Genomic DNA, 11,424 nt, shown 5'->3' on the forward strand with positions numbered 1-11,424 from the left:
CTTGAACCTTATAAAGCAAATATAGTCTTATAGACTATTAGAAAGCTTATCTTGTCTGTCTCAATAAATCTACAACGTTGTAGATTTAAAACTACAAACCGTGATTTCTGATTTATGTTTGCTAAGTTTGCCATATAATTTTAGTCAGATGCCAAAAATAGCGGTTCATATTTTACGTTACTGTTGTTTTCTGCTGTTGCTTACTACAACTAAAATGATCTGCCAAGAAAACTACTTGGCGAGATGGTATACTGCGGATAATAATGAACTGCAGCAGAATAGCATAAAAGCAATAGTTCAAGGCAAACACAATTTTATATGGATGACTACCGAAAATGGTATTGTTCGTTATGATGGAAATAATTTTCTTGTTTTTAATTCTTCCAATACCTCTTTAGAACATACGCGTTTTACCGATATTTTCGGAAGCATTGAAAAAGACAGTCTCACAAGTTACAATGAAAGCAAAAAAGAACTTGTCTTTATCAGAAATGCCAAAGTCCAAATTCTTAAAAAAAATGCTCCAAAATCTAGTTTGCTACGAAACGGAAGACATTTCTTCTTTCATGACGGTCTTCCATCCAACTATTCAATCAATCAGCATGAACCTTATTACATTCGATTATCTAATGGAAATATATTTTTTATAGATAATCAAACCATTGACTTATGCGATTCTAAAATGAAAAGCATCTCTAAAGCTTCTTTTAAAAACGATAATGTTTTTAATTTTTTCGCCATCAGCAATTCTCTTTTTTACCTGTCCGATAACGGCTATTATCATTGTTTTTCTAAAAAAGGTGAATCTTCTGGAAAACTGAATGTCATACCCACAAGGAATCGTAAGTTATTCTGGAACATTACTACAGGTCAGGTTTTTCTATCTGTAAAGAATAAAATTTATCAGTTAAAAAATCAAAATGACCAATTAACAGCTCAATTAATTGTCGAATACAAAGATTTTGAAACAAGCAATATTATCGCAGTTTATTTTGATCAGAAAAATAAAAAACTGTACTTAGGAAGCGGTACAAACGGATTGTGCATTATTTCTTTTCCTACTTTTAAAACCATAAAAAAAAGTAAAGAGAGAACCGAAGTTTATTATGCTGCGCAGGCTTTTAGCGATAGCACCGTAATCACTTCTGAAGGATTGATTATCAACAATAAAAGAGTTATTGACAGTATTCCTTTTCCTAAAAGTGTTTTTTTGGATGAACGACTAAATATTGCTCTTGACAATGAGAAAAATATCTGGATAAGCCGATCCATGAAAGTATTTTGTTATCTAAAAAAATCGGGATACAAAAAATACATCACCTACCCTTTTGATCAAAATCCGAAAACAATATTTAAAGATAACAGTAATACCATTTGGGTCTCTTTAGGAATAGATGAGTTTAATAAACCTAAATTGTATGCTATAAAAAACGGAATAGTAAAGTTTGAAGCCGTTTTTAAAAACAACATCAATTATATCGTTCAGCAAAATAGCATTTTGTATTTGGGTGGAGATAACGGACTGTTTTTGTATGATTTAAAAACCAAAAAACTGCATTTTGCAAAAAACACTGAAAACATAAACATTAGGAGCGTTTTTATAGATAGCAAACAGAAAATATGGCTTACCACATACGAAAAGGGCTTCTTTCTTTATGAAAACCAGAAACTATATTCTTTTCCAACAGACGAGGAACATTATTTAAATTCTGCGCATTGTATTATTGAAGACAAAAACGAATTTTTCTGGATATCAACCAACAAAGGTCTCTTTCAGGTTTCTAGAAAAGCGTTGCTGCAGCATTACAAAAATAAAAATACGGTTATATATTACCATCAATACAATAAAGCAGACGGTTTCCTGATTAATGAATTTAATGGTGGCTGCCAACCTTGCGGGAATTTTCTAAAAAATAATGATATTGTTTTTCCGTCTATGAATGGCATTGTATTTTTTAATCCGTATAAAGTGTCTCCTTTACTTCCTGGCAAAGACCTTTTTATTGATAGAATTGTTCTAGATCAGAAAGTTATTACTCCGAAAGATACTATTGTCTTAAAAAACAATTTTCAGCGAGTAAGTTTTTTAGTTTCGTATCCTTATTACGGAAATCCAAAAAATGTAGCCATCGAAGCAAAAATGGACAAAATTGGCAGTGATCGCTGGGAACGATTGAAAGCCGATAAATCAATCTCTTTTACAACGCTGCCTCCTGGAACTTATACGCTTACCTTTAGGAGTTTATCTGGTTTTGATGCCAATTATGCTTACAAAACTGTGATTCTTGTTGTGCCAGCAAAATTTTATCAGACCATCTGGTTTGCTGTTCTTTGCTGTTTCCTTAGTGCTGGTTTTGTAATTTCACTTTGGCATATACGATTGTATTACCAAAGAATGAAAAGAAGACAGCTGGAAGAAGTAATTGCTAAAAAAACAAAAAAATTAGCTTCTACCGTTAAAAAACTAGAAAAAGCAGAAAACAACTTAAAACAAGAAATTAAACAGCATGAAATGTTGGTTAAAAGTATGAGCCATGATATCAAAAGTCCGCTAAAATTCTTGTCTTCTTCTATAAAACATCTTTTTGAAAACAGTACCATACAAGGAGACCCAAAACTCAAACAGCAATTGGGTACTTTACAGACATCAACTTCCCAACTGTATGAGTATGTTGAAAATCTTATCAAATATTCTTCTATTTTTATTGAAGGAAAAAAATTAGAAGATGAATGTTATTCTTTATATGAACTCATCGAAGAAAGTATTCAGATTTTTGAAAAGATTGCAGAAGCCGAAAACAATATCATTATCAATAATGTACCTAATGCTTTATTTGTGAAAACAAACAAAAAAGCGCTTTCGATCATTATTCATAATTTAATTGATAATGCCATAAAAAATACCAGAAACGGAAGAATTGCGCTATTATGCACTACTCAGAATAACATTTTAAACTTAAAAATAATCGATAATGGAAAAGGAATGAGTAAAGAACTTCTTGATTATTATCACAATTTTTATAAAAATCCGATTTCAAAAAATTATCATCTAGGACTCCACATGATTATTGAGCTTCTTATTCTTATTGAAGGAAATATTAATATTATCAGCGACCTAGATAAAGGAACTACGATCGAGATTATGGTTGAGTACAACTAACTCTTAAACGTTTTATATAAGTTGATAAGCTCTACCAAATTATTAACCTTTAGTTTTTCAAAAACTCTTGCCTTGTAGGTGCTCACAGTCGACATGTGAATGTTGAGTTTGTTTGAAATTTCTAAGTTGCCATTCCCCTGAACCAATAGATCTGTTATTTGAAGTTCTCTTTTAGACAAACCTTCCAACGGGTTCAGTTTTCTTTTATTGGACTGATTATCTACCAATTTACTAACCAGTTCTGAAGAAATATAAGTTCCCGATTCAAAAATGGAAGTAATGGCAAACATGATTTTTTCTTCGCTGCACAGTTTGTCGACATAACCGTTGGCACCAGAAGAAAGGTATTTTAAAGCATATTGTTCTTCTTCATGAGCCGAAAAAACCAATATTTTGACATCGGGCTGAATGGCTCTAATGTCGGTTATCATATCGGTATTTTTTCCTCCCGGAATATTAATATCTAAGATAACTAAATCAAAAGGCAGATTTTTTAAAAGTGTAATCGCTTCAAAGAAATTTTCGGCATTGGAAATGGCAACATCTTCAAATTGTCGCTCCAAAATCATGGCAACTCCATTTCGCACTACCAAATGATCATCCACTATTAAGATTTTCTTTGTCATCTTCGTTATTTCTTGGTAAATCCTTTTCTGGTCATTTCGCCCCAACCTTTTGTTCCCATAATTTTTTCTTTATATCCAATTAAAGCGGCATAAACCGTAAGCGGATGAAAGTAAAACGGTTCTATAAAAGCGGCCATTAGCAACTTAAAAAAATCGGCTTGTTTGGGATATTTATGATAGGTTTTTTCTTCGCTGTATAAAGCAATCACCGAAAAGAACACTGCAAAGGTATACACAAAAAGCAGCAGTAAAAAGAAAAAATGCCAATTTAAAATACCAAATATTATAAACACTGCAGTGATGACCAAACCAATAAATTCTATGGCAGGAGCCAAAAATTCAAACAAAGTCCAATAGGGCACACTTAACATTCCGAGTAGTTTGTATTTCGGATTTAAGAACATTCCGCGATGAAAACTTAACGTTTCTATAGTTCCTCGCATCCAACGTGAGCGTTGTTTTTTGAATATTTTGAAATCTTCTGGCGCTTCTGTCCAACAAAGCGGGTCTGGAATATAACTTACTGAATAAGGCAGTTTATTATCCATCATATAACGGCGCATTCTTACAATGAGTTCCATATCTTCTCCCACCGTTTTGGTACTGTAACCGCCAGAAAGTATGGCTATTTCTTTATCAAAAGCTCCAAAAGCACCGCTAATAAGCAGTAATCCATCTAGTTTTCCCCAAGCCATTCTTCCTAATAGAAAAGCTCTAAGATATTCTAAAACCTGAATTCTTGATAGCATTACATCTGGAACATTTACTTCGACCAAACGTCCGTTTTTAATAACACATTGGTTGGCAATTCTCACTACACCTCCCGTTGCAATAATACGTTTTCCGTACGATTCTAAAAATGGCTTTGCCAGTTTTAAAAGTGAGTCTTTATCTAAGATACAATCGACATCAATACAAACCACATACGGATTTTGCGCAATATTAAGTCCAACGTTTAAAGCATCGGCTTTACCTCCATTTTCTTTATCAACGACAATCAGTTTTTTGAAAGCCGCATTTCTTGAAGTGTAAATTCCTCTGATTTTTTTGGTTTCAATTTTTGGATGAAATTCCAAATCAGTCAAAACAAGATCGTAAGTTTTGGTCAAGATTTCCATCGAATTGTCTCGACTTCCATCATTGACCACAATAACTTGATAATTATTATAATTCAGCGAAAGCAGTGATTTTACATTCTCTTCAATCGTAAGACCTTCATTGTAAGCCGGAGCAATTAGCGAAAGATGAGGAGCAAATTCACTGGTCAATAAAACATCATAATCGACAAAACTATTTCTCTTAAGATAATTCCTTAGTTCTTTTGTAGAAAGATAAGCCAAGATTAGGTACGAAGACATGATAAGTATGGCGTAACCAAGAATAAGGAGTATATATGCCTCCAAAAACCACGTTATTTCTGTATTAAAAAAAGTCATTTCTTATTCAATTATACCGTTAATGTCTGCAAAAAGACTCTGGGCTTTGTATTTAATTACAGTGTTTGAAGTATGTTCTGCCAAATGAGCCACATAAGGAAGCTTCTGTGTTAGTTTAAGCTCTTTTATAAGTTTTAAACCAAGTGCAATTACTGTTGTATTTTGCGATTCTAATAAATGTTCGATTCCTTCTGTATCGCCAATATCGTGTTTTTTAAAAGCTCCAATAATATTCAGCTGCATCCAATCGTCTATAGGATCTGAATGTTCTACCAAATATTTTACGCTTTCTGTTCCTTCAAGTTTTATCGCCGCATTGAGTGCAACAATTTTTAATGTTTTCTTTCTGGCTTTAGAATAAACAATAATCTGATCAAATGCTTCTTTGATATTAAACTCTGCCAGCTCTGTAATTCCTTTGCATTTCACTTCCCATTTCAGGCTTTTGAGTTTTTTAAATGAATCTTTTATCAATCCAGAATCTTTGTAAAACTCTTCTAGTTTCTGAGCATAAATGCCTTCGTAATTTTTATGGAGATTTATAATCGATTCGGTTAAAACTTCTCTGAAAAAAGCAGTATCAAAAAGCACTAGAAAATTTTTGTCTTTTTTTACTTCAGCAAACAGAGCATCCTCAAAAATAACAGCTGCCATTACTTTGTCTATTATAAAACTGTATTCTTTACTAAGGCATTCCTTTTTTATTTTAGTGTTTCTGCTGGCCACAATAACAAGATACAGAAAGAGTGAGGCCGCAATAAACAGATAAATAGAAAAGGTAAGAAAAGGCACTTCCCATTGACCGTTTTTATATAGATTCCAGATTTCTGTCATATTAAAAACGTTTCGTTACAATTAACTGTACATTAAACTTGTTTCTATATTCTCCTGGGATATATTCTTCATATTCGTAAAGGAAAATCGGACGTATAAAAAACGAATCGCCAAAACGATGCTGATACTGAATTCCAACACGATACGCTTTTAGTGGTTGCGTAAAATTATTGTACAAGTAGAGATAAGGAACATTTCCATACTGCAATTCCAATCTGATAAGGCGCTCTTTTTCTTCATTTACTCGCTGAACGCTCAAAACATGGGAAAACAATTCGTTTGAAATATCGTAATAAGGTCTGTACGCAAAACTGTAAACTCCTTCATTATAGGCTACTTGTCCCGTAAGCAGTGTAATATCGTCTGTATCAAAATGCATGAATCGTCCTCCAAGCGAAAAATCGAACTTTTTCTGTGGCTTAAAATAATATTCTAAACCTGCTTTCGCTACAGGAAATATTGTTTCTCCTGTTGATACACCAGCATTTGCATAGAGATAGCTTTTGTTTGAAAAAGTCTGATAGAAATCAGTTTCAAATAACATTTGGGTTTCATTACCAATATTTCCAATATTGGCTCTTCCTACGATTGCCGATTTGCTGAATTTATGCGAATACTCAATATACCCATAATGAAATGGCTGCTGTCCAGGATCTGAAGTCGAGATATTTAAATAGGAAGCCGAAACTGTATTTTTTGCTTTACGTCCAATAAGTGTGCGTATTCCACTAAAAGCTTGGGTACTATTATCAATATAAGATGCTTTTTCGATTAAATCTAAAGCTTCCTGATCGCGGTTTAATTTTTCCAGACAAGTGGCTTTAATCTTTAAAACATCGATAGATTTTGGATCGATGGCCAGGTATTTATCACAATACAAAATACATTTTTCATAATCTTCTGTCCAGTAATAAACATTTACAAGTGCCTGCAAAGCTTCAGGATTCGGATTAATTCTGTCCGCCATTGGAGACAAAATTTTTATGGCAGTTTTATATTCTTTTTTCCAACTATAGATACGTCCTGCGTATGTCTGTATATCTTCATTTTCAGGATATTTGGCACGCAGAGGCTCAATAATCGATAAGGCTTTATCAAAATTTTCTTTTTCGACCTCGCGCTTCACATTGGCCAAAGCTTCGTCTATATTGATTTCTTGCGCAATTGCAGCTGAGGAAATAAAAATCAGGAAAATAGAATAATAAATAAACTTCATCAGATTCGGTTTTTTAGTAATTTATTAATTCTCACTAAAAGTACTGCCGGACTTACTGGTTTAGCAATAAATTCGTTTGCTCCAATATCAAAAGAATCAAGCTCGGTTTGCTCGACACCAGAAGAAGTCAATATTATTACGGGAATATCAGATTTAAGGTTCTCTCGAACATGCTGCGTAATTTCCATTCCGCTCACACCCGGCATATTTATATCTGTCAATATTAAATCATAGTTTTCTTTTTCGATCGCTTCAAGCGCCTCTTTTCCGTCAGAAAACTGGTCAACACTAAATCCTTTAGACTCTAAGAAAAAAGATAACGATTTGCGTAGGATATCATTATCTTCGGCTACAATAATTCTCATTTTTATTATTTTTTTATCTGGGGGATATTCAAAATTATAACATCTTTATTATAAAGCTACTGCATATTTCTTTTATATCATAGCTCTTTCAAAATTTTAACGACTTCTTCGATTCCACAGTGAAAAATATTCACTTTATCTAATGTTTCAGCAGTAAATTCGCCAGATGACGCTTCTTCTTCGATAATTGACAAACAATTGCTCAAATCTTGCAACATAAAAATATCCATGCTTGATTTCATATTATGCGCCAGTTTTTTTACGCTGTCGTAATCGGTGTTTTTAAATGCTTCTTCTAACTGTGCCGACTGACTTGGAATTTTTTCAATAAAAAGACCTATCATATCTTTCCTAAATTCGGCATCGCCTCCAGACATTTCATCTAAAAATGACATATCGATAATTCTTTTATGATGTGCATCACTGTCTGGTGTCATTGCCGTTTTTATGGCTTTTAAAAGTACAGTCTGTTTAAAAGGTTTTGGCACATAAGCGTTCATTCCAACTTTGTAGCATCGTTCCTGCTCTCCTACCAAAGAATGCGCTGTCATGGCAATAATTGGTATGCTGGAATTCATTTCATTCCTGATATATTCTGTGGTTTGGTAGCCATCTTTTACAGGCATCTGCAAATCCATTAAAACCAAATCATATTCATTTTGAGACAAAAGCTCAATACCCTCTTCACCGTTTTGTGCAATATCCAAATCGAAACCAAAATTATTAATTACGCTTTTTGCAAGCTTTTGGTTTAGAACATTGTCTTCGCAAAGCAATATTTTAAGATTTCCTAAATCGTTTTTAGAAATTGTTTTTACCGTTGTTTCCTCAAAGTTTGATTTTTTGTACGAAAGGGTAAAGAAAAACTCCGAACCGCGATTTAGAGTACTTTTTACGTGAACTTCTCCTTTCTGAAGTTCTACTAATTGTTTTACAATATTAAGGCCAAGTCCGGTACCGCCAAATGTTCGTGTTGTGCTTTCCTCGCCTTGTGTAAAACGTTCAAAAATAGTTTCGAGTTTATCTTTTGGGATTCCTATTCCGGTATCTTTTATAGAAAACTTAAACGAATAACTGTCTTCCGTTTCCTCTATTTTCTTTACCGAAACGGTTACTTCTCCTTCATTAGTAAACTTAAGCGCGTTGCCGATAAGATTTACCAAGATCTGATTTAATCTGCCTTGATCGCCAACAACCAAATCTGGCAATTCGGCATCCAGAAAAAGGTTAAACTCAACGTCTTTTTGTGCTTTAACTTTCAGTAAGCTATAAACATGTTTAAGCGTTTTCTTCAAATTAAAAGGCTCCGATTCTATAGGTAAATTTCCAGATTCAATTTTAGAAAGATCGAGAATATCATTTACAATCAGAAGCAAATTTTCGCCTGCAATCTGTACACTTCCAATATAATCGCGCTGTGTATCGTCGAGTTCGGTCTGCGCAAGCAAATCTGTGAATCCGATAATAGCGTTTAACGGAGTTCTAATTTCGTGGCTCATATTGGCCAAAAAACTATCTCTCGCCAAAACGGCACGCTCGGCAATTTTTCTCTGTGTATATAATTGACTGTTTTTTGTACCTAATTCCAGCTGTGCGATTACGTGTTTCGCTATAATAGAAAGTGCATTACGCTGATTTTCATTCAATTCTTTAACCTCGTGATCAATAGCGCATAATGTTCCAATATTATAGCCATCTGGCGTTGTAAGCGGTACACCAGCATAAAATCTCACATTGAAACCTCCAGTAACATTGGGATCGTCTTTAAATCTTTCATTGACATGCGTATCATTGATTTCAACAATTTCGGTATCCAAAATAGTGTAATTGCAGAAAGTTATTTCTCTTGGCACTTCAGAAACTCCAATTCCAATCTCCGATTTAAACCACTGTCTGTCTTCATCGATAAAAGAAATATGGGCAATTGGTACGCCACAGATATAAGAAACAAGCTTTGTAGCATCGTCAAAAGCATTGTCTGGAAGTGTGTCAAGTATATTATAACGTTTAAGGGCAGCTAAACGCTGTAGTTCGTTTTCTGGAATTGGGTAATCTTTGTTCATTTCTTCTGCGTGGTAAAAGTATAAAGGTAAGTCAAATTAGTGTAAAACCCTTGCTCTATCTCAACTTAAATTCTTCTTAAGGTTAAAAGGAATGGTCGTTTTTTGAGTTTTACAGCGAAAAAAAATCTTTAAAAAAGGCATTTTTGCATTCTATATTTTTAGAAAAAAACACTTAATAAATTTCGAGTCATTTTTATATATTCGCTTATAACTAAACCAAAACCAAAAATGAATTATAACCCCAATTATAATGCTGCTTATCAATTTGAAATTGATCCTAAAATAAAAGAAACTTACCGAAACGCTGATCAAATTTTTGGTTCTAACCCAGAGACAATTAAAAAAATTTCTAAAAGACTTTTGATATTTGGCATCATAATAATGCTTATTAGTATAAAAGCAGTACTTAGCTTATTATGGTTGCATATAACTCCTTTAACGTTTATAGCCACACTTGGTGCATTTTTGATTTATACATCGGTTTATTTACGTAAAAATATTTCCAAATTTCCTATCTTAATAGTATATCAGGATGAAATACTTTTTAGAAAGCAGAAACATTTTGGCCGTCTCAAAACCATAGACATTTATAATTTCTACAAAAATCCAGCAGAATTTGAAGCCTTAGATAAAACCGATTTAAAAGAGGCAGTTATACCAACTGGCATTTTTAATACTGGCGATCTTTATGTAGAGACAAAAAAAGGCGAGAAAATTTTTCTCTTGCTAAATGTCGAAAAAGAATATCGAGACTATATTGCTTCTTATTTACAGCGCTATATCAATAATTGATAATTGATAATTGATAATTAATAATTGTTAATTATAAACTAATAATCTTATCAAGTTCTAGCGTTGTGTTTCCTGATGGAAGCACTTTTGGTGCTTTTACTAGTTTTTGGGCTAAAAATGCAGTTGTAATTGGTTTCAGATTTTTAAAAAGTCCGATTGCATTAAAGAATTTTATGAATTTAACTGAAATCTTTTCGCCTAAACGATCTGTATTTTCTCGAATTAATGGCCCTGGTCTGAAAATAATATATTGAGGAAAATGAAGCTCTTGAAGATGGTCTTCTAATTTTCCTTTCATCATAGAATAAAAAACACTGCTTTTTGCGGAAGCGCCATAAGAAGAAACCAAAACCAAAGAATTAACTCCGTTTTGTTTTGCGGCAGCTGCGAATTCGGCAGGAATATCGTAGTCGATTTTCCATTGTTTTTCTTTTGAACCCGCATCTTTTAAGGTAGTTCCTAAACAAGAAAAAAGCACGTCCCCAGTAATTGCGCTTTGAAATGAATTTATGTTCGAAAAATCAACAACATTCTCTATCAATTTTGGATGTGATTTTCCTGTTGATCGTCTCACAAAAATTGAAACTGATTCATAATCATTGTTTTCTAAAAGCAGATTAACCAGTTCTTTTCCTGTTGCGCCTGTGGCTCCAATTACCAATGCCTTCATAATGTTTGGAATTTTGTATTGTAAATATAATGATCTTTTTTATTGAAAAAAACGTCTATCGATATGTCGCTCCTCTGGAGCTTTCTTCTCTAGCTATTTTATTTGCTATAAATATTATGCTTCTCCGAAGCATTTCGTTACACAAAAAAAGGCTGCCACTTTTGTGACAGCCTTTTTTTTATCTTTGTCTCGTCCTAAAATAAGTTGACACTAAATTGACTTATTATGAAAAACAAAGTAACAAATGCATCTAAGCGCTCGC

General features: G+C 33.2%; 9 protein-coding genes. 2 read left to right on the forward strand and 7 right to left on the reverse strand.

Annotation, left to right across the window (positions count from 1 at the left end):
- Nucleotides 1–148 precede the first annotated feature (148 nt).
- Nucleotides 149–3,160, forward strand: a complete 3,012-nt coding sequence (locus tag AAYQ05_RS16945) for a sensor histidine kinase (RefSeq protein WP_343544574.1) — start codon at nucleotides 149–151, stop codon at nucleotides 3,158–3,160.
- On the opposite strand, the gene AAYQ05_RS16950 is transcribed toward AAYQ05_RS16945, so the two are convergent.
- The 6 genes from AAYQ05_RS16950 to AAYQ05_RS16975 form a co-directional block, all read right to left on the reverse strand.
- Entirely contained in the window at nucleotides 3,157–3,786 is a 630-nt protein-coding gene (locus AAYQ05_RS16950; protein ID WP_343544575.1) for a response regulator, read from the reverse strand. The genes AAYQ05_RS16945 and AAYQ05_RS16950 overlap by 4 nt on opposite strands.
- 5 nt (nucleotides 3,787–3,791) lie before the next feature.
- A complete protein-coding gene (locus AAYQ05_RS16955; protein WP_343544576.1) occupies nucleotides 3,792–5,222 on the reverse strand; it encodes a glycosyltransferase family 2 protein in 1,431 nt (476 codons plus the stop codon).
- A 3-nt stretch (nucleotides 5,223–5,225) separates the two neighbouring features.
- Nucleotides 5,226–6,056: a hypothetical protein gene (locus AAYQ05_RS16960; RefSeq protein ID WP_343544577.1), complete on the reverse strand. Its 831-nt coding sequence runs from the start codon at nucleotides 6,054–6,056 to the stop codon at nucleotides 5,226–5,228.
- Between the two features lies 1 nt (nucleotide 6,057).
- Nucleotides 6,058–7,272 (reverse strand): YaiO family outer membrane beta-barrel protein, encoded by a 1,215-nt coding sequence (locus AAYQ05_RS16965; RefSeq protein ID WP_343544578.1) that lies wholly within the window; start codon nucleotides 7,270–7,272, stop codon nucleotides 6,058–6,060.
- Nucleotides 7,272–7,637, reverse strand: coding sequence for a response regulator transcription factor (locus tag AAYQ05_RS16970; protein WP_343544579.1), 366 nt, complete (start codon nucleotides 7,635–7,637; stop codon nucleotides 7,272–7,274). The genes AAYQ05_RS16965 and AAYQ05_RS16970 overlap by 1 nt, the downstream gene beginning before the upstream one ends.
- 77 nt (nucleotides 7,638–7,714) lie before the next feature.
- Entirely contained in the window at nucleotides 7,715–9,700 is a 1,986-nt protein-coding gene (locus AAYQ05_RS16975; protein WP_343544580.1) for a GAF domain-containing hybrid sensor histidine kinase/response regulator, read from the reverse strand.
- Nucleotides 9,701–9,928: 228 nt separating this feature from the next.
- On the opposite strand from AAYQ05_RS16975, the gene AAYQ05_RS16980 reads away from it, so the two are divergent.
- Nucleotides 9,929–10,492: a hypothetical protein gene (locus AAYQ05_RS16980; RefSeq protein ID WP_343544581.1), complete on the forward strand. Its 564-nt coding sequence runs from the start codon at nucleotides 9,929–9,931 to the stop codon at nucleotides 10,490–10,492.
- Nucleotides 10,493–10,523: 31 nt separating this feature from the next.
- On the opposite strand, the gene AAYQ05_RS16985 is transcribed toward AAYQ05_RS16980, so the two are convergent.
- Nucleotides 10,524–11,162, reverse strand: coding sequence for an NAD(P)H-binding protein (locus AAYQ05_RS16985; RefSeq protein ID WP_343544582.1), 639 nt, complete (start codon nucleotides 11,160–11,162; stop codon nucleotides 10,524–10,526).
- Between the last annotated feature and the right edge of the window lie 262 nt (nucleotides 11,163–11,424).

It is taken from the genome of Flavobacterium movens (genome assembly GCF_039581425.1).
GTDB lineage: Bacteria > Bacteroidota > Bacteroidia > Flavobacteriales > Flavobacteriaceae > Flavobacterium > Flavobacterium luteolum.

Bases quoted from the DNA above. Each gene is read 5' to 3' on its own strand.
- AAYQ05_RS16945 (WP_343544574.1), top strand. From the start codon at position 149: ATGCCAAAAATAGCGGTTCATATTTTACGTTACTGTTGTTTTCTGCTG.
- AAYQ05_RS16950 (WP_343544575.1), bottom strand. From the start codon at position 3,786: ATGACAAAGAAAATCTTAATAGTGGATGATCATTTGGTAGTGCGAAAT.
- AAYQ05_RS16955 (WP_343544576.1), bottom strand. From the start codon at position 5,222: ATGACTTTTTTTAATACAGAAATAACGTGGTTTTTGGAGGCATATATA.
- AAYQ05_RS16960 (WP_343544577.1), bottom strand. From the start codon at position 6,056: ATGACAGAAATCTGGAATCTATATAAAAACGGTCAATGGGAAGTGCCT.
- AAYQ05_RS16965 (WP_343544578.1), bottom strand. From the start codon at position 7,272: ATGAAGTTTATTTATTATTCTATTTTCCTGATTTTTATTTCCTCAGCT.
- AAYQ05_RS16970 (WP_343544579.1), bottom strand. From the start codon at position 7,637: ATGAGAATTATTGTAGCCGAAGATAATGATATCCTACGCAAATCGTTA.
- AAYQ05_RS16975 (WP_343544580.1), bottom strand. From the start codon at position 9,700: ATGAACAAAGATTACCCAATTCCAGAAAACGAACTACAGCGTTTAGCT.
- AAYQ05_RS16980 (WP_343544581.1), top strand. From the start codon at position 9,929: ATGAATTATAACCCCAATTATAATGCTGCTTATCAATTTGAAATTGAT.
- AAYQ05_RS16985 (WP_343544582.1), bottom strand. From the start codon at position 11,162: ATGAAGGCATTGGTAATTGGAGCCACAGGCGCAACAGGAAAAGAACTG.